Below are 23,575 nucleotides of genomic sequence, written 5' to 3'. Positions count from 1 at the left end.
GGAAACACAAATGAACCAGGAAATCACCAACAACCCGTTCAACCCGCTGACGCCCACCAAGGTCTTTGATGAAATCAAAGTCTCCCTGGCGTCGCCGGAACGGATCCTGTCTTGGTCTTATGGCGAAATCAAAAAGCCAGAAACCATCAACTACCGGACCTTCAAGCCCGAGCGTGACGGGCTGTTCTGTGCCCGTATCTTTGGCCCGATCAAAGACTACGAATGCCTCTGTGGTAAATATAAGCGCATGAAGTATCGCGGCGTTGTCTGCGAGAAATGTGGTGTTGAAGTTACCCTGCAGAAAGTGCGCCGCGAGCGCATGGGCCATATCGAACTGGCAGCCCCAGTTGCGCATATCTGGTTCCTCAAGTCGCTTCCTTCCCGGATCGGCCTGATGCTGGACATGACCCTGCGCGATCTGGAGCGGGTTCTGTACTTTGAAAACTACGTTGTTATCGAACCCGGTCTGACCGATCTGACCTATGGCCAGATGATGACCGAAGAAGAGTACATGGACGCCCAGGATGCCTATGGCATGGATGCTTTCACCGCCAATATCGGCGCCGAAGCAATCCGCGAAATGCTGGCGGCCATTGATCTGGATTCCGAGGCAGAGCACCTGCGCGCCGAGCTGGCCGAGGCCACCGGTGAGCTGAAGCCCAAGAAGATCATCAAACGTCTGAAAGTTGTGGAATCCTTCCTGGAATCCGGCAACCGTCCAGAATGGATGATCATGACCGTGATCCCGGTTATCCCGCCAGAGCTGCGCCCGCTGGTGCCGCTGGACGGGGGCCGTTTTGCGACCTCTGACCTCAACGATCTGTATCGTCGGGTAATCAACCGGAACAACCGTCTGAAGCGTCTAATCGAGCTGCGCGCCCCTGACATCATCGTTCGTAACGAAAAGCGGATGTTGCAGGAATCTGTGGATGCGCTGTTTGACAACGGTCGTCGTGGCCGGGTCATCACCGGTGCCAACAAGCGTCCGCTGAAATCGCTCAGCGACATGCTGAAAGGCAAACAGGGTCGCTTCCGTCAGAACCTTTTGGGTAAGCGCGTCGACTTTTCCGGTCGTTCGGTCATTGTGACCGGCCCCGAGCTGAAGCTGCATCAGTGTGGCTTGCCCAAAAAGATGGCGCTGGAGCTGTTCAAACCCTTCATCTATTCGCGTCTTGAGGCCAAAGGTCTGTCCTCAACCGTGAAGCAGGCGAAGAAGCTGGTGGAAAAAGAGCGTCCCGAAGTGTGGGATATCTTGGACGAAGTCATCCGCGAACATCCTGTCATGCTGAACCGGGCGCCAACGCTGCACCGTCTTGGTATCCAGGCGTTTGAACCCACGCTGATCGAAGGCAAGGCCATCCAGCTGCACCCGCTGGTTTGCTCGGCTTTCAACGCTGACTTTGACGGTGACCAGATGGCGGTTCACGTGCCGCTGAGCCTTGAGGCCCAGCTGGAAGCACGCGTTCTGATGATGTCGACCAACAACGTTCTGTCGCCTGCAAACGGCGCGCCAATCATCGTTCCGTCGCAGGATATGATCTTGGGTCTCTACTATGTGACCCTGGACCGCGAAGGCATGATCGGTGAAGGCAAGGTCTTTGGCACCATCGAAGAAGTGCAGCACGCGCTGGACGCTGGTGAAGTTCACCTGCACTCCCGCGTCACTGCGCGGATCACCCAGATTGACGACGAAGGCAACGAAGTGCTTCAGCGCTTTGAAACCACGCCGGGTCGCGTTTTGCTGGGCGCATTGCTGCCCAAGAACGCCAAGGCGCCGTTTGAGCTGGTGAACCGGCTTCTGCGGAAGAAAGAGGTTCAGCAGGTCATCGATACGGTCTACCGGTATTGTGGTCAGAAAGAGTCGGTTATCTTCTGTGACCAGATCATGACCATGGGTTTCCGCGAGGCCTTTAAGGCAGGTATTTCGTTCGGCAAGGACGATATGGTTGTTCCTGAAACCAAATGGCCCATCGTCAACGAGACCCGCAGTCTGGTGAAAGACTTTGAACAACAGTACATGGACGGCCTGATCACTCAGGGTGAAAAGTACAACAAAGTTGTCGATGCCTGGTCCAAATGTAACGACCGCGTCACGGACGCCATGATGACCACGATTTCGACCTCCAAGCGCCATGACGACGGCTCTGAGGCGGAACCAAACTCGGTCTATATGATGGCGCACTCCGGTGCCCGTGGTTCGGTTACGCAGATGAAACAGCTGGGCGGTATGCGGGGCCTGATGGCCAAGCCAAACGGCGACATCATCGAGACACCGATCATCTCGAACTTTAAAGAAGGCCTGTCGGTTCTGGAGTACTTCAACTCCACCCACGGTGCCCGTAAAGGTCTGTCGGATACGGCTCTGAAAACTGCGAACTCGGGTTATCTGACCCGTCGTCTGGTTGACGTGGCACAGGATTGCATCGTGCGCGATCGGGACTGTGGCACCGAAAACTCGATCACAGCTTCGGCTGCGGTCAATGACGGTGAAGTGGTTGCCAGCCTTGGTGAGCGCATCCTGGGTCGTGTCACCGCCGAAGACGTCAAACGTCCCGGCACCGAAGAGATCCTTGCGGCGTCCGGTCAACTGATCGACGAACGTCTGGCCGACACCATCGAAGAAGCCGGTGTTCAGACCATGCGCATTCGTTCGCCTCTGACCTGTGAGGCCGAAGAAGGCGTCTGCGCCATGTGCTATGGTCGTGACCTTGCACGTGGTACCATGGTCAACACCGGTGAAGCTGTCGGCATTATCGCCGCGCAGTCGATTGGTGAACCCGGTACACAGCTGACAATGCGGACCTTCCACATTGGCGGCGTTGCTCAGGGTGGTCAGCAGTCCTTCCAGGAAGCCAGCCACGACGGTAAGATCGTTTATGAAAACGAAAACACTCTGAAGAACTCCGATGGAGACGTTCTGATTGTTGGTCGTAACATGAAGATGATCATCCAGGACGAACACGGTGAAGAACGCGCCAGCCACAAGCTGAGCTACGGTTCCAAACTCTTCGTCAAGGCCGGTCAGCAGATTGCCCGTGGTGACAAACTGTTCGAATGGGATCCCTATACTCTGCCAATCATCGCCGAAAAATCCGGTACGACAAAATATGTCGATCTGGTTTCGGGTATCGCTGTGCGCGATGAAACCGATGAAGCAACAGGTATGACCCAGAAGATCGTGATCGACTGGCGCGCCGCCCCCAAAGGCAGCGAACTCAAGCCTGAGATCATTCTGGTGGACAGCGATGGCGAGCCCATGCGGCTCGACAATGGCAACCCTGTGACCTACCCGATGTCTGTGGATGCGGTTCTCTCGGTTGAGGATGGCGAACCGGTTCAGGCTGGTGACGTTGTTGCGCGTATCCCGCGTGAAGGCGCCAAGACCAAGGACATTACCGGTGGTCTGCCACGGGTTGCGGAACTGTTCGAAGCCCGTCGTCCCAAGGATCACGCCATCATCGCCGAACTGGATGGTTACGTGCGCTTTGGCCGCGACTACAAGAACAAGCGCCGCATCGCCATTGATCCTGCGGATGAGTCGCTGGATGCCGTCGAATACATGGTGCCCAAGGGTAAGCACATTCCTGTTCAGGAAGGTGACTTTGTCCAGAAGGGTGACTACATCATGGACGGTAACCCGGCACCGCATGACATCCTTGGCATCATGGGTGTCGAAGCCCTGGCGAACTACATGATCGACGAAGTGCAGGACGTGTATCGCCTGCAGGGTGTGAAGATCAACGATAAGCACATCGAAGTCATCGTGCGCCAGATGCTGCAGAAATGGGAGATCTCGGACTCGGGTGAAACCACGCTGCTCAAAGGCGAACATGTGGATAAGGCAGAGTTCATCGCAGCCAATGAAAAAGCGCTGTCGCGCAACAAACGTCCTGCCAAGGGCGCGCCGATCTTGCTTGGGATCACCAAGGCATCGTTGCAGACACGTTCCTTCATCTCGGCGGCCTCCTTCCAGGAGACCACCCGGGTTCTGACCGAAGCTTCGGTTCAGGGTAAGAAGGATAAACTGGTTGGCCTGAAAGAGAACGTCATCGTTGGCCGCTTGATCCCAGCCGGGACAGGTGGGGCAACCCAGCGCGTTCGCACGATCGCTCAGGGTCGCGACAATGTGGTTCTTGAGGCCCGTCGCGAAGAAGCCGAAGCCGCCGCCGCACTGGCAGCGCCTGTGGCGGAAAGCGACCTGGCAAGCGATACCTTCGACAATCTGGTGGAGACACCGGAAAGCCGCGATTGAGCTCAGGCGCCCTACGGCACTGACGGATGAGATTGAAACCCCCGCACTTTGGTGCGGGGGTTTCTTTTTGTGCTCGCCAGCCCCATGGGCTATTTAGACACGGCAGGGGCAGGGGGCGCGATGATGCAGAGCATGAACATGGTGGGACTGGTGCGTTTTTCAGTGCTGACGCCGACCTATTACTCTGAACGGTTTGCCAACCTGAAACAGACCGCCCGGCATCTGTTCAACCCCGACCGAATGGAGCTGCGTTTCAGCGTTTTTGAGAACCTTTGCCTGCCATCGCTGGTGCGGCAGAGTGATCCGAATTTTGATCTGGTGGTGCTGACCGCCAAGGCAATGCCAGAGCTCTACCTCAATCGGTTGGCTGATCTATTGGCGCCTTATGACAATATTCATCTGCGCCCTGTGGGGACGCGCAACCACTACCGGTTGTTGAAACAGGGCTATGACTCGGTGCCGTCACAGGGCGCCAGCCACCGCATTCTGTTTCGCCTGGATGATGATGACGCGGTGGACCTGGATTTTGTCCGCCGCACCCGTCGGTTGGCCGCTGGGCTGTTGCCGCTGCAACCAGCCGAGACCTCTTTTGTGATCGCCCATAATCGCGGGTTTTATTTGCAAGCCACCCCAGATGGCCCGCAGGTGTTTGATGCCATTGAGCAAGCGCCCCTGTCAGCGGGCACCGCGCTGGTGACCCCGGTGGAGAGCGGTGCCAATCCCTATAGGTTCAACCACCGCAAACTGGCGCGGCACTATAATCTCTATTCGGATATGCAGGTGCCTGCCTATATCCGTACGATCCATGGGGATAACAAATCCGAACCGGCGCAAACCGGCATTACCGGCCGGATGGACCCCGACGAAATCGACGCCAGTCTGCAGGCCCATTTTGGCCAGAGCCTCGCGGCCTTAAAGGGGCTTTGAACCATGACACCCAATCACAAAGGCGCGCTGTTCATGATGGGGGCCATGGCGGCCTTTACCTTTAACGACACATTGGTCAAGGCGGTGGGGGAGGCGCTGCCGCTGTCGCAGATCCTGGTTCTGCGCGGCGCCATGGCCTCGCTGTTGATCTATGCCTTTGCCCGTTACCAGGGCAGCCTGCGTTTTAGGCTGAGCCGCCGGGACTGGGGGCTGGTGGGCCTGCGCTGTCTGGCCGAAGGTGGCGCCACCTTCCTGTTCCTGACAGCGCTGATGCGGATGCCAATTGCCAATATCACTGCAGTTTTGCAGATGTTGCCCCTGACCGTCACCCTGGGCGCAGCCCTGTTGTTCCAAGAGCCAGTGGGCTGGCGCCGCATGGTGGCGATCCTGGTTGGCTTTTGCGGTATGTTGATGATTGTGCGGCCGGGACCGAGCGGCTTTGAACCGGCCTCGGTCTATGCGCTGGGGGCGGTGGCCTGTGTCACCCTGCGGGATCTGTCAACGCGGCGGATGTCTGCAAATGTACCCTCGATGACGGTGACGGTTTTGGCTTCCTTTTCAGTTCTGGGATTTGGCATCGGCTATAGTTTCTTTCAGGACTGGGTGCCTGTTTCCACGGGGCAGGTGGGTCTGTTGGCCGGCGCGGCCTGTATCATTTTGTTGGGCTATCTTGGCTCGGTGATGGCGATGCGGGTTGGCGATGTGGCGGTGGTGTCGCCGTTTCGCTACACCGGGTTGTTGTGGGCGCTGATCCTGGGCTGGCTGGTGTTTGGCGACTGGCCGGACCAGTTGACCCTGATGGGCGCCACCCTAGTGGTGGCAGCTGGCCTGTTCACCCTGTACCGGGAACGGCAGCAGGCCCGTGACTAGAGCCGGCAGCTAGCTCTTGGCTGCAAAGATCCGGCGGACATCATCCTGGCGCAGGGCAAACCGGGCCTCAAAATCTGCTGCAAGTGCGTCATCTATCGGGGTGACCGGAACCGGCTTCACCTTCTTTTGCCGCGAGTCATTAAAGCCATTGTGGCTGCGCACAAACATCGGCGCATCGCTGATGGTGACCGTGGGCATGAATCGCAGCATCTTTTCGTGGGCAAAATTCATGATGGTCAGCGGACAGTTCCCCTGCACATACATCCCCAAGGAGGCGACATAATAGGGCCGGTGAATTTCCGTTGCCGAAATCCCGGCGGCCCCCAGTTCGGCGACATAGCCGCGATTAAAATCAACGGCCAGGGTTTTGCTTTTTGCAACCAGTCCAGGACAGTCCTGCAGGGTCTGGCGCAGGCGTTCGATAAAATCCACCGAGATGGCATCATCGTCATCATGGCGAAACTGCAGGCATGGCGCCTGCGGGTCGCGCCGCGCTGCATTCAGGATCTCTTTCATCACCTGGCGCTGCCTGCGCGGGGGCTCGGCATGGATGGTGATCTGGGGTATATCAGCGCAAAGATCGCGCAGCCGCGCGACGTGGTGGGCAGGCAGGCTGTCGCCAATCACGATGATCAGCTCAAAATCCTGATCGGTCTGTGCCCGCAGGCAGGGCAGGGCGATGGCCTCCATCAGCTGAAACCGCTCTTCCAGACGCGCTTCGGCGTAGAGAAAGGCAATGCGTTCTTCGATAGAGTCGTGTTCCACCTGAAAACCGCCGATGGCAGGGTAGGAAAAACGGCAAAGACCAATAACCTGCATGTGCGATGTCCTGAAAGGCTGAATTTTTCGGCAGTCAGCACAACTATGCATGGCAAAGGCCGTGGCGCAAGCGGCTCTTCCTGCAGCAGGGGCTGCGGTGGAGTTGACAAGCCCCGCGACTCCCCATATACGCGCGCTTATCCGGCAACTCGGGGGTCGCCCCTATAGCCGAAATCTATATTGTTGTGGACCAAGGTCCGGGAACTTTTATCACCCGGACCCTCTGAAAAACCACCGCGTCGCTTACCTCGGAATGGAAGCGATTGCGGTTTTTGCGCTTGCGGACGCTCAAGCGCAGGAAGACCTAGCCGTATGCTCATTCGGGCATGCATGACCAAAGTTGCGAAACGGGGAAAGAACCGGAATGCCAACGATCCAACAGCTGATCCGCAAGCCGCGCCAGCCAAAAATCAAACGCTCCAAGTCGATGCACCTGGAGCAGTGCCCGCAGAAACGCGGCGTATGCACACGTGTTTACACCACCACACCTAAGAAACCGAACTCCGCGATGCGGAAAGTTGCAAAGGTTCGCCTGACCAACGGTTTTGAAGTGATCTCCTACATCCCAGGGGAAAGCCACAACCTTCAGGAGCACTCTGTGGTTCTGATCCGTGGCGGTCGTGTAAAAGACCTTCCCGGTGTCCGTTACCACATCCTGCGCGGTGTTCTGGATACCCAGGGCGTCAAAGACCGTAAACAACGTCGTTCGAAGTACGGCGCGAAGCGTCCTAAGTAAGAAGGAGAGGCTGATATGTCACGTCGTCACGCCGCTGAAAAACGCGAAGTACTGCCAGACGCCAAGTTTGGTGACCGCGTTCTGACCAAGTTCATGAACAACCTGATGATCGACGGTAAAAAGTCGGTTGCAGAGAAAATTGTCTACAACGCATTTGACCGCGTCGAAGGCAAGATCAAGCGCGCTCCTGTGGAAGTTTTCCACGAAGCTCTTGATAACATCAAACCTTCGGTCGAAGTTCGCTCCCGCCGTGTGGGTGGTGCAACTTACCAGGTTCCCGTCGAAGTTCGCCCTGAGCGTCGCGAAGCATTGGCCATTCGCTGGTTGATCACTGCAGCACGCAAGCGCAATGAGAACACCATGGAAGAGCGCCTCGCAGGCGAGCTGATGGATGCTGTTCAATCGCGTGGTACTGCTGTTAAAAAGCGCGAAGACACCCACAAGATGGCCGAAGCGAACAAAGCGTTCAGCCACTATCGTTGGTAATTTCCAAAGGACATTAGACCAATGGCACGCGAGTATACACTCAACCATTACCGTAACTTCGGCATCATGGCGCATATCGATGCAGGTAAAACCACCTGTTCCGAGCGCATCCTGTATTACACAGGCAAGTCCCACAACATTGGTGAGGTGCACGACGGTGCAGCCACCATGGACTGGATGGAGCAGGAGCAGGAACGCGGTATCACCATTACTTCGGCTGCGACCACCACCTTCTGGGAACGCACCGAAGACGGCGAAAATGCGGACAGCGCCAAGCACCGTCTGAACATCATCGACACCCCCGGCCACGTTGACTTCACCATTGAAGTTGAGCGTTCGCTGGCGGTTCTCGATGGTGCTGTCTGTGTTCTGGACGCCAACGCCGGTGTTGAACCCCAGACCGAAACCGTGTGGCGTCAGGCTGACCGCTACAAGGTTCCACGTATGGTTTTTGTCAACAAGATGGACAAAATCGGCGCGGACTTCTTCAACTGCGTTCACATGATCGAAGACCGTACCGGTGCAATTGCTGTTCCGGTTGCTTTCCCGATTGGTGCAGAAACCGAGCTGGAAGGCCTGGTTGACCTGGTCACCATGGAAGAATGGCTGTGGCAGGGTGAAGACCTTGGTGCCTCCTGGATCAAAGCCCCCATCCGCGACAGCTTGAAAGAGCTGGCCGACGAATGGCGTGCGAAAATGATCGAGAACGCCGTCGAGCAAGACGACGACGCCATGGAAGCCTACCTGGAAGGCGAAGAGCCCGACGTTCCAACTCTGCGTAAACTGCTGCGCAAGGGTACTCTGGCGCTGGCATTTGTGCCTGTTCTGGGTGGGTCTGCCTTCAAAAACAAAGGTGTTCAGCCGCTGCTGAATGCTGTGATCGACTATCTGCCCAGCCCGCTGGACGTTGTTGATTACATGGGCTTCAAACCAGGTGACGAAACAGAAACCCGTGACATCCCCCGCCGCGCGGATGATGACATGGCCTTCTCTGGCCTGGCGTTCAAAATCATGAACGACCCCTTTGTTGGCTCGCTGACCTTCACCCGGATCTATTCCGGTGTTCTGAACAAAGGCGACACCCTGCTGAACTCGACCAAAGGTCGTAAAGAGCGGGTTGGCCGGATGATGATGATGCACTCGAATGACCGTGAGGAAATCACGGAAGCATTCGCGGGCGACATTATCGCGCTGGCAGGTCTGAAAGACACCACCACAGGTGACACGCTCTGCGCCGTCAACGATCCGGTGGTTCTGGAAACCATGACCTTCCCCGATCCGGTTATCGAGATCGCGGTTGAGCCCAAGACCAAAGCCGACCAAGAGAAAATGTCTCAAGGTCTGGGTCGTCTGGCTGCTGAAGATCCATCCTTCCGTGTGGAGACCGACATCGAGTCCGGTCAGACCATCATGAAGGGCATGGGCGAACTGCACCTGGACATCCTGGTTGACCGTCTCAAGCGGGAATTCAAGGTTGAAGCCAACATTGGTGCGCCACAGGTTGCCTACCGTGAGACCATCGGTCACGAAGTTGAACATACCTACACCCACAAGAAACAGTCGGGTGGTTCGGGTCAGTTCGGCGAAGTGAAGATGATCATCTCCCCCACCGAAGCAGGCGAAGGCTATTCCTTCGAATCCCGCATCGTTGGCGGCGCGGTTCCAAAAGAATACATCCCAGGTGTCGAAAAAGGCATCAATTCGGTGATGGATTCTGGCCCGCTTGCAGGCTTCCCTGTGATCGACTTCAAAGTTGCTCTGATCGACGGTAAGTTCCACGATGTGGACTCCTCGGTTCTGGCCTTTGAAATCGCCGCTCGGATGTGTATGCGTGAAGGCATGCGTCTTGCTGGCGCCAAGCTGCTTGAGCCTATCATGAAGGTGGAAGTGATCACGCCAGAAGAATATACTGGTGGTATCATTGGTGATCTGACCTCCCGTCGTGGTCAGGTGTCCGGCCAGGAACCCCGTGGCAACGCGATTGCAATCGAAGCAAACGTGCCACTGGCGAACATGTTCGGCTACATCAACACCCTGCGTTCGATGAGCTCGGGCCGCGCCCAGTTCACCATGCAGTTCTCGCATTACGATCCCGTACCGCAGAACATCTCGGACGAAATCCAGGCAAAATTCGCGTAAGCGACAAGACATTGGAAGGGTCGCAATTATTGCGAGCCTTCCTCAATAACAAAGGAGGCCATCATGGCTAAGGAAAAGTTTGAACGTAATAAGCCGCACGTCAACATCGGCACCATCGGCCACGTTGACCACGGTAAAACCACTCTGACCGCAGCGATCACCAAATACTTTGGTGACTTCAAAGCCTACGACCAGATCGACGGCGCACCAGAAGAAAAAGCCCGCGGCATCACCATCTCGACGGCGCACGTTGAGTATGAAACCGAGACCCGCCACTACGCGCACGTCGACTGCCCCGGCCACGCTGACTATGTGAAAAACATGATCACCGGTGCGGCGCAGATGGATGGCGCCATCCTGGTTGTGAACGCGGCTGACGGCCCTATGCCTCAGACCCGTGAGCACATCCTGCTGGGTCGCCAGGTTGGCATCCCTTACATGGTTGTCTTCATGAACAAAGTTGACCAGGTCGACGATGAAGAGCTGCTCGAGCTGGTTGAAATGGAAATCCGTGAGCTGCTGTCCTCGTATGAGTACCCAGGCGACGATATTCCTATCATCGCAGGTTCCGCTCTGGCGGCGATGGAAGGCACCAGCCCTGAAATCGGCGAAGAGAAAATCAAAGAGCTGATGAAAGCCGTTGACGAGTATATCCCTACTCCTGCACGTGCCGTTGACCAGCCCTTCCTGATGCCTGTTGAAGACGTGTTCTCGATCTCTGGTCGTGGTACCGTTGTGACCGGCCGTGTTGAGCGTGGCGTGATCAATGTTGGCGACAGCATCGAAATCGTTGGCATCAAAGACACTCAGACCACCACCTGTACTGGTGTTGAAATGTTCCGCAAGCTGCTGGATCGCGGTGAAGCCGGCGACAACATCGGCGCCCTGCTGCGCGGTATCGACCGTGAAGCTGTTGAGCGTGGCCAGGTTCTGTGTGCACCTAAGTCGGTGAACCCACACACCAAATTCGAAGCCGAAGCCTATATCCTGACCAAGGATGAAGGTGGTCGTCACACGCCGTTCTTCGCCAACTACCGTCCTCAGTTCTACTTCCGTACAACTGACGTCACCGGCACCGTGACCCTGCCCGAAGGCACCGAAATGGTTATGCCAGGCGACAACCTGAAGTTCGACGTTGAACTGATCGCCCCCATCGCGATGGAAGCCGGTCTGCGCTTCGCCATCCGCGAAGGCGGCCGCACCGTTGGTGCTGGCGTCGTTTCCAAAATCACTGAGTGATTTTGAAACAGTGGTGACAGGTGATTTTCCCCACCGGGGAAATCACCGAAATCCACACAGGTGAATTCTACAAAAGGGCGCCCCCAGGGGTGCCCTTTTTTGTTGAGCGAAGGTTCTATGAATGTTGGGATTGGTATTGATTGAATTTTGCATATCATCACAACTCAATGAAGATTTGGAGATGATGGCAGTAAATATTGTAAAACAATTTTGGTAAGCGGTGACAAAACATGAGTGGTTTCAAAGGGCAATGTTCTAGCTGTGGTTGGACAACTAATCGAACTTTGAAGAACATGAATAAGAAGCCCTGTCCAAAGTGTGGCGGGCCTGTCTATGTACATGAAGAAGACAGGGGGCCAGCGCTCATTGTGGTTGCGATTGTTTTCGGGGTGGTCTTAGTTTTTGCTGCGATCACAGGACAATGGTAGGCTCCGAGCCTAACAGGGCTGAAGACGAGGGACCTTCAAAATTCATTCGCGTTGGTCGCTTTTGAAGCTGGTCGTCCCTGTCCGGTTTGGCCCGTAACAAACCCCAAACCCACCGTCCGCCCCTTAGGCAACTGTTTCGCGCGCGAAACGTCTTGCCCCATGGGCCATTCAGGCGTATAGGGCGCTAGTTCCCTGGTGGAACAACAAGGCGGGGTGATTCCCGCCTTTTGGGTTCGATGAGGGTAAGCGGTGGTCGCTGCCCCTCCTCTCAACCCCCACGCCTAGATAAAGGCTGACTAATGCAAAGCCAAAATATCCGTATTCGGCTCAAGGCATTTGACTATCGTGTACTGGACGCCAGCACACAAGAGATCGTCAACACTGCCAAGCGGACCGGCGCGACTGTTCGCGGCCCGATCCCACTGCCAAACAAGATCGAGAAATTTACCGTTCTGCGTGGTCCCCACGTTGACAAGAAATCTCGTGACCAGTTCGAGATCCGTACGCACAAGCGTATGCTCGACATCGTTGATCCGACCCCCCAGACCGTGGACGCGCTGATGAAGCTCGACCTGGCCGCTGGTGTGGACGTCGAGATCAAACTGCAATCTTAAGAACGGAGGGTATAAATAATGCGCTCTGGTATTATTGCAAAAAAAGTCGGCATGACTCGTTTGTTCATGGAAGATGGTCAGCAGATCCCTGTGACCGTTCTTCACCTGGACGGGCTGCAGGTTGTGTCTCAGCGTACCGATGACAAAGACGGCTACACAGCTGTTCAGCTCGGTGCGGGTTCCGCTAAGGTCAAGCGCGTCTCCAAGGCGATGCGCGGTCACTTTGCGGCCTCCAAGGTAGAGCCCAAGCGTAAGCTCGTGGAATTCCGCGTGCCTGCTGATGCTCTCATCGAAGTCGGCGCCGAAATCTCGGCCGAGCACTTCCTGGCAGGTCAAAAAGTTGACGTGACCGGTACATCCATCGGTAAAGGTTTTGCCGGTGCGATGAAGCGCTGGAACTTTGGTGGTCTGCGCGCGACGCACGGTGTTTCGATTTCGCACCGTTCGCACGGTTCCACCGGCCAGTGTCAGGATCCCGGTAAGGTTTTCAAAGGCAAGAAGATGGCTGGTCACATGGGCGCCGCCCGCGTAACCACACAGAACCTGGAAGTCGTCAAAACTGACGCTGACCGTGGTCTGGTCTTCATCAAAGGCGCCGTACCTGGTCCAAAGTCTGGCTGGGTCACCGTCAAGGATGCCGTGAAGAAGAAAGCTCCTGAAGGTCTTCCCTTCCCAGCTGGTATCAAAGCCGCTGCGAGCGAAGCCCCTGCGGAAGGTGGTGAAGCATGAAACTTGATGTGATGAATCTCGACGGCAGCAAAGCTGGCGACATCGAGCTGAACGCTGACCTCTTTGGTCTGGAGCCACGTGCGGACATTCTGCACCGTGTGGTCCGCTGGCAGCGTAACAACGCACAGGCCGGTACCCACAAGGTAAAGACCCGTTCGGAAGTCAAATACTCGACCAAGAAGATCTATCGTCAGAAAGGCACCGGCGGCGCACGTCACGGCGCACGTTCTGCTCCGATCTTCCGCGGTGGTGGTATCTACAAAGGCCCCGTTGTGCGTTCGCACGGCCACGAGCTGACCAAAAAGTTCCGTAAGCTGGGTCTGCGTCACGCACTCTCCGCCAAGGCGAAAGCTGGTGAACTGGTGGTGATCTCTGACGCTGCTGCTGAAGGCAAAACCGGTGCTCTGGCCAAACAGGTTGCAAACCTGGGCTGGAAACGCGCGCTGGTTATCGACGGTGCCGAAGTAAACGCAGGCTTCCTGAAAGCCTCGCGCAACATTGAAGGTCTGGATATCCTGCCGACAATGGGTGCGAACGTTTACGACATCCTGAAGCGTGACACCCTGGTTATCACCAAGGCTGGTCTCGAAGCACTGGAGGCTCGTTTGAAATGAACGCTAAAGCAGAACACTACGACGTGATCCGCAAGCCGATCATCACCGAGAAAACCACCATGGCATCCGAAAACGGTGCGGTTGTTTTTGAAGTTGCGATCGACAGCAACAAACCCCAGATCAAAGAAGCGGTTGAGACCCTCTTTGGTGTGAAAGTGAAGGCGGTCAACACCACCATCACCAAGGGTAAGCAAAAGCGGTTCCGCGGCCAGATTGGCCGTCGCAAAGACGTGAAAAAAGCCTATGTGACGCTCGAAGAGGGCAACACAATCGACGTGTCCACCGGACTCTGAGATTTAGGTTCTTTTGAACTGAAAAGAGAGGCCCTCGCGAAAGCGGGGGCCTTTTGCCTTTCGTTCAACCACAAGGTATGTGAAAACGCTTTTAAGGATATTTGAGGTGGTTGGATATGGCAGTTAAAGTCATTTTGCCTGCGCAATTCGCGGCCAAGTCATTGTTTGCACAAGTGACAAAAAGTTTTGGGGCCTTCAAAAAGATGCCTGACGAGGTCGAATTCGATTTTGGGGCTCTGAGATTCGTTCGGCCTTGTGGTGTGGTTTTTTTAAGCAACCTTGCACTTTTCCTGCATAGAAATGGATGCACAGTTTCGTTTACAAACATGAATAAAGCTTCGGAACCGATCAGGTTTTTGGATGATTCATTGTTCTTCGAGCAGCATCTAGGGGAGAAGTTGAATGTTTGGAGCTCTCCTCGTGCCACAACGAGGCCCTTGGTAGAGGTTCGGCATACTGATAGTCATGGGTGGGTTAGAAATTCATTCGTACCTTGGCTTTCACAGTGTTCAGGTATTGCGGAGCATGACCTAGGTGAGTTGGCAACCTGCATTTCCGAATTGTTCAATAACATTGATGACCACACGGAGCATGATGTTGGGAGCATTTTTGCTCAATGGTATCCTAAAGAGAATCGTGTAATCGTTGCAGTTGCAGATTTTGGTGCAGGCATCCCTTTCACTGTAAGGCGCGTTTGGGAGTGTCCTGATGATATCGGGGCTATCCTTGTGGCGTTCGAGGAAGGTTTCACATCACAAAGCACACCGCGAAATCAAGGCGCTGGCTTGCATTTTCTGCTTCAAAACGTCGTTGAAAACCTAGGCGGTAGGCTTGAGGTTTGTTCGGCAGATGGCGCCGTTTCCTTCGAAAAGGATGGTGATTCATTAATTTATGTGCCATATAATGACGTTGGTTTCTGTCCTGGAACCTTGATTGTTTTGGAATTTAACACAGGTTCCATCGAAAGGACGGAGGGCGAGTTGGAGGATGTCCAGTGGTGATTGTTGTCAAAAATGTCGTTGTCGATTGTGATACAAACGCTCATGGGGCTGTGTTGCGGGACTTGATTTTGGACGCGTTAGATCGGCAAAAATGTGTTTGTTTTGACTTTTCTGGTGTGTTCAATGTTACATCATCCTTCGTCAATACCGCCTTTGTGGAAGTTATTGAACAGCGAGGCGTTGCTGCGTTTAAGTCGAACGTTTCGTTGAAGAACGTAAACAAGCAGATAGCGGGACTGGTGAAGGCTCGAGTTGCTTTCGTATCAAGCTCGGAGAAGTGTGCAGCTTAGCACGCCTGCTCAGTGTGGTGGGGGTGTGAAATTGACTATAACTATCCATTGCCACCTCCCCCTAACCCTGCTACATCCGCCCAATCCTACTGGCCTCAGATTCGTTCTGGGGCCGTATTCTTTGTGGGATACTTTGAGCTGGGGACCTTCGGGGCCCTAAAGACTGGCCACCTTAGTAGTCATTGTTCCACAGGAGCAGGCGGACGGGGGGCTTACACATAGCGGGTCCAAAGACAAAAACCTAAGGATCTGCAGCGATGGGGAAACCCATCGTAGCTAAACGGAAGACAGAAAGCATGGCACTTAAGTCGTATAAGCCGACGACGCCGGGCCAGCGTGGGCTGGTTCTGATCGACCGTTCGGAGCTTTGGAAAGGGCGTCCGGTTAAATCTCTCACTGAGGGTTTGACCAAAAAGGGCGGCCGGAACAACACCGGACGGATTACGATGCGCCGCAAAGGTGGCGGGGCAAAACGCCTCTATCGTATCGTCGATTTCAAACGTAACAAATTCGATATTGCGGCAACCGTTGAACGGATCGAGTATGACCCGAACCGGACCGCGTTTATCGCTCTGATCAAATACGAAGATGGTGAGCAGGCCTATATCCTGGCGCCTCAGCGTCTTGGCGTTGGTGACAAGGTCATTGCTTCGGCAAAGGCAGACATCAAGCCCGGCAACACAATGCCTTTCTCTGGCATGCCGATTGGTACCATCATTCACAACATCGAAATGAAGCCCGGCAAAGGCGGCCAGATCGCCCGTGCAGCCGGTACCTACGCTCAGTTCGTTGGTCGTGACGGTGGCTACGCTCAGATCCGCCTGTCCTCGGGCGAGCTGCGTCTGGTGCGTCAGGAATGCCTGGCCACAGTTGGTGCCGTGTCGAACCCCGACAACTCCAACCAGAACTTTGGTAAAGCGGGCCGCATGCGTCACAAGGGCATCCGCCCTTCGGTACGTGGTGTTGTCATGAACCCGATCGATCACCCACACGGTGGTGGTGAAGGTCGTACCTCTGGTGGTCGTCACCCGGTAACCCCATGGGGTAAGCCGACCAAAGGTAAGCGCACCCGTAACAAAAACAAAGCGTCGCAAAAGCTGATTATCCGCTCGCGTCACGCCAAGAAGAAGGGACGTTAATTTATGTCTCGCTCTGTATGGAAAGGTCCTTTTGTCGACAGCTACGTGCTTAAAAAAGCCGAAGCTGCGCGCGAGTCGGGCCGTAATGATGTCATCAAAATCTGGTCTCGTCGTTCCACCATTCTGCCCCAGTTCGTGGGTCTGACATTTGGTGTTTACAACGGCCACAAGCACATTCCCGTAAACGTCTCGGAAGACATGATTGGTCAGAAGTTTGGTGAGTATTCGCCAACCCGCACCTATTATGGTCACGCCGCTGACAAAAAAGCGAAGCGGAAATAAGTCATGGGTAAGGTACAAAATCCCCGCCGCGTGGCAGACAACGAAGCAATGGCGAAAACTCGCATGCTGCGTACCTCCCCGCAAAAGCTGAACTTGGTTGCGCAAATGATCCGCGGCAAGAAAGTCGACAAGGCTCTGACCGACCTGACTTTCTCGAACAAGCGCGTGGCGCAGGACGTGAAGAAATGCCTTCAGTCCGCGATTGCCAATGCTGAAAACAACCACAACCTGGACGTTGACGAGCTGATCGTTGCCGAAGCCTGGGTTGGTAAGAACATGACCCTCAAGCGTGGTCGTCCACGGGCGCGTGGTCGTTTCGGCAAGATCTTGAAACCGTTCGCTGAGATCACCATCAAGGTGCGTCAAGTTGAGGAGCAAGCCTAATGGGACATAAAGTCAATCCGGTTGGCATGCGCCTGCAGATCAACCGCACCTGGGACAGCCGCTGGTACGCCGACACCAAAGATTTTGGTGATCTGCTGCTGGAAGACATCAAGCTGCGCGATTTCATCAAGGATGAGTGCAAGCAGGCTGGCATCGCTCGCGTGATCATTGAACGCCCTCACAAGAAATGCCGTGTGACAATCCACACCGCACGTCCTGGCGTGATCATCGGCAAAAAAGGCGCTGACATCGAAGTGCTTCGCAAGAAGCTGGCCTCGATGACAGACTCGGAACTGCACCTCAACATCGTTGAAGTGCGCAAGCCCGAGCTGGACGCGCAGCTGGTTGGTGAGTCCATTGCTCAGCAGCTGGAACGTCGTGTATCCTTCCGTCGCGCGATGAAGCGTGCCGTACAGTCTGCCATGCGTATGGGCGCCCTGGGTATCCGGGTGAACGTTGCTGGCCGTCTGGGTGGCGCTGAAATCGCCCGTACCGAATGGTACCGCGAAGGTCGTGTGCCTCTGCACACTCTGCGCGCCGACATCGATTACGCTCACAACGAAGCCATGACACCTTACGGTATCATCGGGATCAAAACCTGGATCTTCAAAGGCGAGATCATGGAACACGATCCTCAGGCACGTGACCGTAAAGCACAGGAACTCCAGGACGGCCCTGCACCTCGTGGTGCTGGTGGCGGTCGTCGCTAAGGAGAGAATAGATGCTTCAACCAAAGCGTACCAAATTCCGTAAAATGCACAAAGGCCGGATCAAAGGCGACGCCAAAGGCGGCTCCGATCTGAACTTTGGCACTTTCGGCCTCAAGGCAACCACACCTGAGCGCGTCACCGCGCGTCAGATCGAAGCTGCCCGTCGTGCAATGACCCGTCACATGAAACGTCAGGGTCGTGTCTGGATCCGTATCTTCCCAGATACCCCAGTGACCTCCAAGCCCGTCGAAGTTCGTATGGGTAAGGGTAAAGGTTCCGTGGATTATTGGGCATGCAAGGTCAAACCTGGCCGTGTGATGTTCGAAATCGACGGCGTCAACGAAGAAATCGCCCGTGAGGCCCTGCGCCTGGCCGCGATGAAGCTTCCGGTGAAAACCCGCGTCGTGGTTCGCGAAGACTGGTAAGCCCGGTCATCGGAAAAAATAGAAACCCCCGCCGAGAAATCGGCGGGGGTTTTTCTGTTTCAGGCTTGCGGTCTCAGCCTCCCAGGGTGGTTTTGACCCGATGACGGCTTGCGGGGGACGCACTCCAAAACAATGGTGGCGGCACCGGTAAAGAGCCGTTCTCAAAGGGCAAGCCACTTTCTCCGGCGCGCTTGGGCTTTGCGGTGGCGCTTGTGGCCCGTCAGCAGGCCACCTGCCTCGCTAGCACGTCAGCGCGCGGCTTTATGGCGATACGCGGCAGCTCCGTAATTTTGTATCCGAGCGCGGTGTAGGTCTCTCGCATGACTGTGCAGGTTGCTTCAGCTTCGGCGCGGGACTGCTTGCGCTCGGCATCTTGTTGGAAAATGGCATCCCAGAACGGCGCCAGGAAGACGCGACGGTTGTACCGGGTTGCCTTGGCTGTTGCGGTGACGTGAGGCGGCACGGTGAGGCCGCAGAGGGTCAGGTAGCCGAGGGTGTCGGGAAGGCCACGGTCAAAGATCACCGGGCCTGTGAGCGCCTGTGCGGTGGAATAGGCATCCAGATCGCGCTCTAGTATCTTCTGGGCAAAGGCCTGGCGATCGGCCCAGGGAAGGGCATCTCCGCCGCTCTGGACCTCATCGCGAATGATCGCGCGGCCGGATTCGGGAACTGTGTGAAAGCCGCGGCGGGCGAGCTCGGTGATCAGGCTGGTTTTGCCCGCACCTGGCCCGCCCGTCACGACAAAGAGCTGGTCGCTCACGGGCTATCCTCGGGTTTGACAGGGGAAAGGCTGCGACAGGATCAACACGCCGAAAGGCGCGGATCGAAGCAGCATGAATTTTGCAGGAAAAACAGCACCCGTCTGTACGGCAGAGGCAAAGGCTCTGAAGCGGCGGCGAGACTTGTCTTATGCTTGTAAGAGTGATTTGGTGGAGCCTAGGAGGATCGAACTCCTGACCTCCTGCATGCCATGCAGGCGCTCTCCCAGCTGAGCTAAGGCCCCAAATCACACCGTTAGAACATCCTGGCCATTTGGCCGCTCCGTCTTGCGGTGTGAGGGTGATTTAAGGGACGATGCAGCAGGCCGCAAGTGGAAAATGCACCATCGTCGAGAGTTTTTTTGCCGGGCGCCCCTGCAGGTGTTTTGCAAGGCTGCCTGCATTTGCTCACTTGGATCCCCAGGCAGCCTACTGGCTGCTTGGGAGAGCAAAATCACATCAGGTGATCTTAGGAATCGTCGTCTTCTGAGGCGACGTCCGCGATCTCTTCGAGAGGCACGGTATCGGAGTCATCGTCATCATCGTCCAGAACATCATCGCCCAGATCCAGATCGACATCCTCGTCATCTTCCAGAACGTCTGTATCATCCGCGTCGTTTTCTTTTGCCTTGGCGCTGGCAGCATCTGCGGCGTCAGCTTCGATCATCCGGCTTTTGCCAGTGCTCAGCTCGACAACTTCGCCCGTGTAGGGGCTGACGATCGGGTTTTTATTCAGGTCATAAAACCGTTTGCCGGTGGTTGGGCAGACGCGCTTTACGCCCCATTCTTCGTTGGGCATGTGGGTCCCCTTGATTTACTGGTGAGTCGTATCGACGATTCAGTTGCCTTGCCATATGAGGTGAGCACTGTCAAAGCCTTTGCCGTGAAGGGGCGCCGCCATGAGCGCATATCACCTGCCAGGAAACCCGCCGGTTCCTCTTGTCCTGCGCCGCTCAGCGCGGGCCAAGCGCATCAGTCTGCGGATTTCTGCCCTGGATAGCCGGGTGACCCTGACACTGCCCAGCCGTGTGCCAGCCCGCGAGGCTCTGGACTTTGCCGCCGAAAAAGAAGACTGGATCCGCGCCCACCTGGCGCGCCACCCAGAGGTGGTTGAGGTGGGTTTTGGCACCCTGCTTCCCGTTGAGGGGCAGCAGCGGCAGGTTGTCGCCGGTGGCAAACGCGGTGTGCGGCTGGAGCCGGAGGCGGTTGTGGTCGGCGGCGATAACCCGGCCAGGTCGATTGAACGCTACCTCAAGGAACTGGCACGGGACCGGTTGGCGGCGGCGTCGGACCACTATGCCGCCCAGGTGGGGCGGTCCTACGGTAAGCTGAGCCTGCGGGACACCCGTTCGCGTTGGGGGTCTTGCTCTTCTGCCGGGACATTGATGTATTCCTGGCGCCTGATCCTGGCCCCGTCAGAGGTGTTGTCCTACGTGGCGGCGCATGAGGTGGCGCATCTGGTCGAGATGAACCACTCTGCGGATTTCTGGGCTGTGGTGGCGCAGCTCTATGGTGATAGCGCCGCGCCGCGTCAGTGGCTGCGGAGCGAGGGGGCTGGATTACACCGCTATCGGTTTGGGTAGCGTCAGAGGCGCCAATTTCGATAGCACGGCGTATTCGGAGGTTGACCAGGGGCTGATTTGTGATCACAGCATAGGCCATGTCCATTTCTGCCAAACCCACCGCTTCATCTACGTCAGATACCACGGCTTCGGCACATGACCGGGTTTACCGGGCGCTGCGGGCGCGGATCATGTATGGCGATATCGCCCCTGGCGAGGCCCTGACCCTGCGCGGCATTGGTCGTGAATACGGCGTGTCGATGACCCCTGCGCGCGAATCCCTGCGCCGCCTGGTGGCCGAGGGCGCCTTGTCGCTGTCTTCTTCCGGGCGGGTCACAACGCCCGAGCTGAGCAACGAACGGATCGAAGAACTGGCCGCCCTGCGCGCCTTGTTGGAGGTGGAACTGTCCAGCCGCGCCTTGCCACGGGCGCATATGGCGCTGATTGACCGGCTGCAAAGCATCAATGTCACCATCGCCGAGATGGTCTCCAAGCGCGATGCGGTTGGCTATATCCGCAGCAACCTGGAATTTCACCGCACGCTCTATCTGCGGGCCCAGGCCCCGGCGATGCTGGCCATGGCTGAAACCGTCTGGCTGCAGCTTGGCCCGACCATGCGGGCGCTTTATGGGCGTCTACGGCGTACCGACCCGCCGCAAAACCACCGTCTGATCATCGCCGCGCTCAAGGCGGGGGATGAACCGGGCCTGCGTCTGGCGGTGCGGTCTGACGTGACACAGGGTTTGCGGTTGCTGGTGGTTTAAGCCCCCCCTGAAAAGCAAAACCCCAGCTGCAACAGCCGGGGTTTTGTTTGTTGTCACTGGGGTCTTTGAAACCGTTTAGGCGGCGAGGCCCTTGGAGCCGATGTCGAGGAACTTTTGACGGCGGTCCTTGATCAGCTCGGCGCCGTCTTTGTCTTTCAGCTCATCCAGCATGTCCTGAATGGCGGTGGCCACGGATGCCATGGCCGCCTTGGCGTCGCGATGGGCGCCGCCCAGCGGTTCGGGGATGATCCGGTCGATCACCGCCAGCTCGCGCAGGTTTTGTGCCGTCAGACGCAGGGCCTCGGCGGCCTCGCGCATCTTTTCGGCGTCTTTCCACAGGATCGAGGCACAGCCTTCAGGGGAGATCACCGAATAGACCGCATGTTCCAGCATCGCCACGCGGTTGGCGGTGGCAAAGGCAACCGCGCCACCAGAACCGCCTTCGCCGATGATGACGGAAACGACCGGCACGCCGATCTTCAGGCTCATCTCGGTAGAGCGGGCAATGGCTTCGGATTGGCCGCGTTCCTCGGCGCCTTTGCCGGGGTAGGCGCCCGTGGTGTCGACCAGTGTTACCACCGGCAGGCCAAACCGCCCGGCCATTTCCATCAGGCGCACTGCTTTGCGATAGCCTTCGGGGCGGGCCATGCCAAAGTTATGCAGGATGCGGGCCTTGGTGTTGGAGCCCTTTTCATGGCCGATCACCATCACCGGCTGGTCGTTGAACCGTGCCAGCCCGCCCATCACTGCGAGGTCATCGGCAAAATTGCGATCCCCTGCCAGCGGGGTGTATTCGGTGAACAGCGCGTCGATGTAGTCGCGGCAATGGGGCCGCTCCGGGTGCCGTGCCACCTGACATTTGCGCCAGGGGGTGAGCTCCTTGTAGAGATCTTTCAGCAGCTGCTCGGCCTTGGCGTCCAGCGCCGCGGCCTCGTCGGCGATGTCCATCTCTTCGTTGGCCCGTGCCAGGGCGCGGAGTTCTTCTGCTTTGCCTTCGATTTCGGCCAGCGGTTTTTCAAATTCCAGGTACTGAGTCATATCGCCTCGCTCACGCGGTTTTGCCGTATATGGCCTTCTGTGCGCCCAGATGCAACTCTGTGGCTTGCCTCGGGTCAACCAAATTCCCAATAGTCTGGTTTCCGGTATGGAAAATCAAAGCAGCAATGGCAGTGGCACTGATCAGCAAGATTTGTGAATCCGCTTCGTGGCAGATCTGAACAGGCCAGAGAGAAGGAGCCCAACAGCAATGTCTGCCCCCTATGAAAAGCGCATCCTGCGTGTCCTCGACTACATTCACGATAACCCTGCCGGGGACCTGTCGCTGGATCAGTTGGCGGATGTCGCGGCGATGTCGCGCTTTCACTGGCACCGTGTATTTCATGCGGTGACCGGCGAGACCTGCGCCCAAGCGGTGCGTCGCATTCGTCTGCATCGTGCCGCCAGCGCATTGGTGATGACGGAAGATGCTGTTGCGCGGATCTCGCGGTCAGTTGGCTATGCCAATCAGGGCTCCTTCAATCGGGCGTTCACCGAGGCCTATGGCGCAAGCCCTGCGGCCTTTCGCAAAGCGGGGTGCCATGTGCCCTCGCGCCCTGATTTCAAAACCGGAGTCTATCCCATGTATCCTGTTACCCTGCGCCAAGAACCCGCCCGCCGTCTGATCGGCCTGGCTCATAGCGGCGACTACCACCTGATTGGCAAAAAGTTCGAAGCTTTTGGTGCGCTTTGTGAAACCCGCAATCTCTGGCCGCATCTGGGGGCCATGGCGGCAATTTATTACGATGATCCAGACAGCGTTCCCGCCGCAGATCTGCGCAGCTATGCGGGGAGCGAGTTTTTTGGAGCCGAGACCCCGGAGGGCATGGAAGAGCGGCATCTGGCAGGGGGCAAGGTGGCGGTGTTGACCTATAAAGGCCCCTATGCCGGTATTTCGGCGGCCTATCACAGTCTGTTTGGCAATTGGCTGCCTGGGTCGGGCGAAGAGCCGGCAGAGGCGCCTTGTTATGAGTTTTATCTTAACAATCCCCGCGAGGTGGCACCGGAGGAGTTGTTGACCGAAATCTGCCTGCCTTTGAAGTAAGATCCGTTACCTGTTTGGGCGACAGGGTCTGGCC

At 56.6% G+C, this 23,575-nt stretch carries 26 protein-coding genes and 1 tRNA gene; 22 read left to right on the top strand and 5 right to left on the bottom strand.

The features are described from left to right. The first annotated feature begins 10 nt into the window (after positions 1-10). The 3 genes from rpoC to JZI28_RS16920 all read left to right on the top strand — a co-directional run bounded on the left by rpoC (position 11) and on the right by JZI28_RS16920 (position 6,049). Positions 11-4,252 (top strand): DNA-directed RNA polymerase subunit beta', encoded by a 4,242-nt coding sequence (gene rpoC / locus JZI28_RS16930; RefSeq protein ID WP_375698360.1) that lies wholly within the window; start codon positions 11-13, stop codon positions 4,250-4,252. A 123-nt stretch (positions 4,253-4,375) separates the two neighbouring features. Then, on the top strand, positions 4,376-5,179 hold the full coding sequence (locus tag JZI28_RS16925; protein ID WP_375698359.1) for a glycosyltransferase: 804 nt from the start codon (positions 4,376-4,378) through the stop codon (positions 5,177-5,179). Positions 5,180-5,182: 3 nt separating this feature from the next. After that, positions 5,183-6,049: a DMT family transporter gene (locus JZI28_RS16920; RefSeq protein WP_375698358.1), complete on the top strand. Its 867-nt coding sequence runs from the start codon at positions 5,183-5,185 to the stop codon at positions 6,047-6,049. Between the two features lie 9 nt (positions 6,050-6,058). Here JZI28_RS16920 and JZI28_RS16915 read toward each other — a convergent pair whose 3' ends face one another. Further along, positions 6,059-6,868, bottom strand: a complete 810-nt coding sequence (locus tag JZI28_RS16915) for a putative rhamnosyl transferase (RefSeq protein WP_375698357.1) — start codon at positions 6,866-6,868, stop codon at positions 6,059-6,061. Positions 6,869-7,232: 364 nt separating this feature from the next. Between JZI28_RS16915 and rpsL the strand changes: the two genes are divergently transcribed. The 16 genes from rpsL (at position 7,233) to rplP (ending at position 18,377) form a co-directional block, all read left to right on the top strand. Next, on the top strand, positions 7,233-7,604 hold the full coding sequence (rpsL, locus tag JZI28_RS16910; protein WP_009810698.1) for a 30S ribosomal protein S12: 372 nt from the start codon (positions 7,233-7,235) through the stop codon (positions 7,602-7,604). A 15-nt stretch (positions 7,605-7,619) separates the two neighbouring features. Further along, complete coding sequence (rpsG, locus tag JZI28_RS16905; RefSeq protein ID WP_009810699.1) at positions 7,620-8,090, top strand: 30S ribosomal protein S7; 471 nt, start codon at positions 7,620-7,622, stop codon at positions 8,088-8,090. A 21-nt stretch (positions 8,091-8,111) separates the two neighbouring features. After that, the gene (fusA, locus tag JZI28_RS16900) at positions 8,112-10,229 is read left to right on the top strand and encodes an elongation factor G (RefSeq protein WP_375698356.1); all 2,118 of its coding nucleotides are present in this window, start codon (positions 8,112-8,114) and stop codon (positions 10,227-10,229) included. A 63-nt stretch (positions 10,230-10,292) separates the two neighbouring features. Continuing rightward, positions 10,293-11,468 carry an elongation factor Tu gene (tuf, locus tag JZI28_RS16895; RefSeq protein WP_349376251.1) on the top strand — a complete coding sequence of 392 codons (1,176 nt, stop codon included), beginning with the start codon at positions 10,293-10,295 and terminating at the stop codon, positions 11,466-11,468. 230 nt (positions 11,469-11,698) lie between these two features. Beyond that, on the top strand, positions 11,699-11,896 hold the full coding sequence (locus JZI28_RS16890) for a DUF983 domain-containing protein (RefSeq protein WP_375698355.1): 198 nt from the start codon (positions 11,699-11,701) through the stop codon (positions 11,894-11,896). 299 nt (positions 11,897-12,195) lie between these two features. Beyond that, complete coding sequence (gene rpsJ / locus JZI28_RS16885; RefSeq protein ID WP_008207555.1) at positions 12,196-12,510, top strand: 30S ribosomal protein S10; 315 nt, start codon at positions 12,196-12,198, stop codon at positions 12,508-12,510. A gap of 18 nt (positions 12,511-12,528) precedes the next feature. Then, positions 12,529-13,239 (top strand): 50S ribosomal protein L3, encoded by a 711-nt coding sequence (gene rplC, locus JZI28_RS16880; RefSeq protein WP_295452305.1) that lies wholly within the window; start codon positions 12,529-12,531, stop codon positions 13,237-13,239. Further along, complete coding sequence (gene rplD, locus JZI28_RS16875) at positions 13,236-13,853, top strand: 50S ribosomal protein L4 (protein ID WP_027238994.1); 618 nt, start codon at positions 13,236-13,238, stop codon at positions 13,851-13,853. Before rplC ends, rplD begins: the two co-directional genes overlap by 4 nt. After that, positions 13,850-14,146: a 50S ribosomal protein L23 gene (locus JZI28_RS16870; RefSeq protein ID WP_295452300.1), complete on the top strand. Its 297-nt coding sequence runs from the start codon at positions 13,850-13,852 to the stop codon at positions 14,144-14,146. Before rplD ends, JZI28_RS16870 begins: the two co-directional genes overlap by 4 nt. 116 nt (positions 14,147-14,262) lie before the next feature. Continuing rightward, positions 14,263-15,147, top strand: a complete 885-nt coding sequence (locus JZI28_RS16865; RefSeq protein WP_375698354.1) for an ATP-binding protein — start codon at positions 14,263-14,265, stop codon at positions 15,145-15,147. Continuing rightward, positions 15,141-15,437, top strand: a complete 297-nt coding sequence (locus JZI28_RS16860; protein WP_375698353.1) for an STAS-like domain-containing protein — start codon at positions 15,141-15,143, stop codon at positions 15,435-15,437. Before JZI28_RS16865 ends, JZI28_RS16860 begins: the two co-directional genes overlap by 7 nt. A 296-nt stretch (positions 15,438-15,733) precedes the next feature. Next, on the top strand, positions 15,734-16,576 hold the full coding sequence (rplB, locus tag JZI28_RS16855; protein ID WP_295452295.1) for a 50S ribosomal protein L2: 843 nt from the start codon (positions 15,734-15,736) through the stop codon (positions 16,574-16,576). 3 nt (positions 16,577-16,579) lie between these two features. Beyond that, the gene (gene rpsS, locus JZI28_RS16850; protein ID WP_122071995.1) at positions 16,580-16,858 is read left to right on the top strand and encodes a 30S ribosomal protein S19; all 279 of its coding nucleotides are present in this window, start codon (positions 16,580-16,582) and stop codon (positions 16,856-16,858) included. Positions 16,859-16,861: 3 nt separating this feature from the next. Further along, positions 16,862-17,242 carry a 50S ribosomal protein L22 gene (rplV, locus tag JZI28_RS16845; protein ID WP_009810820.1) on the top strand — a complete coding sequence of 127 codons (381 nt, stop codon included), beginning with the start codon at positions 16,862-16,864 and terminating at the stop codon, positions 17,240-17,242. Then, complete coding sequence (gene rpsC / locus JZI28_RS16840; RefSeq protein ID WP_009810821.1) at positions 17,242-17,952, top strand: 30S ribosomal protein S3; 711 nt, start codon at positions 17,242-17,244, stop codon at positions 17,950-17,952. The genes rplV and rpsC overlap by 1 nt, the downstream gene beginning before the upstream one ends. A gap of 11 nt (positions 17,953-17,963) precedes the next feature. Then, on the top strand, positions 17,964-18,377 hold the full coding sequence (rplP, locus tag JZI28_RS16835) for a 50S ribosomal protein L16 (RefSeq protein ID WP_353397759.1): 414 nt from the start codon (positions 17,964-17,966) through the stop codon (positions 18,375-18,377). A gap of 220 nt (positions 18,378-18,597) precedes the next feature. On the opposite strand, the gene JZI28_RS16830 is transcribed toward rplP, so the two are convergent. The 3 genes from JZI28_RS16830 to JZI28_RS16820 form a co-directional block, all read right to left on the bottom strand. Continuing rightward, on the bottom strand, positions 18,598-19,137 hold the full coding sequence (locus JZI28_RS16830) for an AAA family ATPase (RefSeq protein WP_375698352.1): 540 nt from the start codon (positions 19,135-19,137) through the stop codon (positions 18,598-18,600). A gap of 167 nt (positions 19,138-19,304) precedes the next feature. Further along, a tRNA-Ala gene (locus JZI28_RS16825) sits at positions 19,305-19,380 on the bottom strand. Between the two features lie 224 nt (positions 19,381-19,604). Beyond that, positions 19,605-19,934, bottom strand: a complete 330-nt coding sequence (locus JZI28_RS16820; protein ID WP_295452281.1) for a TIGR02300 family protein — start codon at positions 19,932-19,934, stop codon at positions 19,605-19,607. Between the two features lie 100 nt (positions 19,935-20,034). Between JZI28_RS16820 and JZI28_RS16815 the strand changes: the two genes are divergently transcribed. Together JZI28_RS16815 and JZI28_RS16810 are read left to right on the top strand one after the other, a co-directional pair. After that, a complete protein-coding gene (locus JZI28_RS16815) occupies positions 20,035-20,718 on the top strand; it encodes a M48 family metallopeptidase (protein WP_295452278.1) in 684 nt (227 codons plus the stop codon). Positions 20,719-20,795: 77 nt separating this feature from the next. Continuing rightward, positions 20,796-21,461, top strand: coding sequence for a GntR family transcriptional regulator (locus tag JZI28_RS16810; protein WP_375698351.1), 666 nt, complete (start codon positions 20,796-20,798; stop codon positions 21,459-21,461). 75 nt (positions 21,462-21,536) lie between these two features. Here the strand turns inward: JZI28_RS16810 and JZI28_RS16805 are convergent, their stop codons facing one another. Then, positions 21,537-22,499, bottom strand: a complete 963-nt coding sequence (locus JZI28_RS16805) for an acetyl-CoA carboxylase carboxyltransferase subunit alpha (RefSeq protein ID WP_375698350.1) — start codon at positions 22,497-22,499, stop codon at positions 21,537-21,539. Positions 22,500-22,707: 208 nt separating this feature from the next. On the opposite strand from JZI28_RS16805, the gene JZI28_RS16800 reads away from it, so the two are divergent. After that, the gene (locus tag JZI28_RS16800; RefSeq protein WP_375698349.1) at positions 22,708-23,541 is read left to right on the top strand and encodes a GyrI-like domain-containing protein; all 834 of its coding nucleotides are present in this window, start codon (positions 22,708-22,710) and stop codon (positions 23,539-23,541) included. The last annotated feature ends 34 nt before the right edge of the window (positions 23,542-23,575 follow it).

Source organism: Pseudophaeobacter sp. TrK17 (assembly GCF_042192375.1).
In the GTDB taxonomy this organism is placed as follows: Bacteria; Pseudomonadota; Alphaproteobacteria; order Rhodobacterales; family Rhodobacteraceae; genus Pseudophaeobacter.
Note: the sequence above shows the minus strand (reverse complement) of the source record. Positions and strands in the feature narration are given on the sequence as shown.

What these genes read in the sequence shown, in the direction of transcription:
- rpoC (WP_375698360.1), top strand. Translation starts at nt 11, where the DNA reads ATGAACCAGGAAATCACCAACAACCCGTTCAACCCGCTGACGCCCACC.
- JZI28_RS16925 (WP_375698359.1), top strand. Translation starts at nt 4,376, where the DNA reads ATGCAGAGCATGAACATGGTGGGACTGGTGCGTTTTTCAGTGCTGACG.
- JZI28_RS16920 (WP_375698358.1), top strand. Translation starts at nt 5,183, where the DNA reads ATGACACCCAATCACAAAGGCGCGCTGTTCATGATGGGGGCCATGGCG.
- JZI28_RS16915 (WP_375698357.1), bottom strand. Translation starts at nt 6,868, where the DNA reads ATGCAGGTTATTGGTCTTTGCCGTTTTTCCTACCCTGCCATCGGCGGT.
- rpsL (WP_009810698.1), top strand. Translation starts at nt 7,233, where the DNA reads ATGCCAACGATCCAACAGCTGATCCGCAAGCCGCGCCAGCCAAAAATC.
- rpsG (WP_009810699.1), top strand. Translation starts at nt 7,620, where the DNA reads ATGTCACGTCGTCACGCCGCTGAAAAACGCGAAGTACTGCCAGACGCC.
- fusA (WP_375698356.1), top strand. Translation starts at nt 8,112, where the DNA reads ATGGCACGCGAGTATACACTCAACCATTACCGTAACTTCGGCATCATG.
- tuf (WP_349376251.1), top strand. Translation starts at nt 10,293, where the DNA reads ATGGCTAAGGAAAAGTTTGAACGTAATAAGCCGCACGTCAACATCGGC.
- JZI28_RS16890 (WP_375698355.1), top strand. Translation starts at nt 11,699, where the DNA reads ATGAGTGGTTTCAAAGGGCAATGTTCTAGCTGTGGTTGGACAACTAAT.
- rpsJ (WP_008207555.1), top strand. Translation starts at nt 12,196, where the DNA reads ATGCAAAGCCAAAATATCCGTATTCGGCTCAAGGCATTTGACTATCGT.
- rplC (WP_295452305.1), top strand. Translation starts at nt 12,529, where the DNA reads ATGCGCTCTGGTATTATTGCAAAAAAAGTCGGCATGACTCGTTTGTTC.
- rplD (WP_027238994.1), top strand. Translation starts at nt 13,236, where the DNA reads ATGAAACTTGATGTGATGAATCTCGACGGCAGCAAAGCTGGCGACATC.
- JZI28_RS16870 (WP_295452300.1), top strand. Translation starts at nt 13,850, where the DNA reads ATGAACGCTAAAGCAGAACACTACGACGTGATCCGCAAGCCGATCATC.
- JZI28_RS16865 (WP_375698354.1), top strand. Translation starts at nt 14,263, where the DNA reads ATGGCAGTTAAAGTCATTTTGCCTGCGCAATTCGCGGCCAAGTCATTG.
- rplB (WP_295452295.1), top strand. Translation starts at nt 15,734, where the DNA reads ATGGCACTTAAGTCGTATAAGCCGACGACGCCGGGCCAGCGTGGGCTG.
- rpsS (WP_122071995.1), top strand. Translation starts at nt 16,580, where the DNA reads ATGTCTCGCTCTGTATGGAAAGGTCCTTTTGTCGACAGCTACGTGCTT.
- rplV (WP_009810820.1), top strand. Translation starts at nt 16,862, where the DNA reads ATGGGTAAGGTACAAAATCCCCGCCGCGTGGCAGACAACGAAGCAATG.
- rpsC (WP_009810821.1), top strand. Translation starts at nt 17,242, where the DNA reads ATGGGACATAAAGTCAATCCGGTTGGCATGCGCCTGCAGATCAACCGC.
- rplP (WP_353397759.1), top strand. Translation starts at nt 17,964, where the DNA reads ATGCTTCAACCAAAGCGTACCAAATTCCGTAAAATGCACAAAGGCCGG.
- JZI28_RS16820 (WP_295452281.1), bottom strand. Translation starts at nt 19,934, where the DNA reads ATGCCCAACGAAGAATGGGGCGTAAAGCGCGTCTGCCCAACCACCGGC.
- JZI28_RS16815 (WP_295452278.1), top strand. Translation starts at nt 20,035, where the DNA reads ATGAGCGCATATCACCTGCCAGGAAACCCGCCGGTTCCTCTTGTCCTG.
- JZI28_RS16810 (WP_375698351.1), top strand. Translation starts at nt 20,796, where the DNA reads ATGTCCATTTCTGCCAAACCCACCGCTTCATCTACGTCAGATACCACG.
- JZI28_RS16805 (WP_375698350.1), bottom strand. Translation starts at nt 22,499, where the DNA reads ATGACTCAGTACCTGGAATTTGAAAAACCGCTGGCCGAAATCGAAGGC.
- JZI28_RS16800 (WP_375698349.1), top strand. Translation starts at nt 22,708, where the DNA reads ATGTCTGCCCCCTATGAAAAGCGCATCCTGCGTGTCCTCGACTACATT.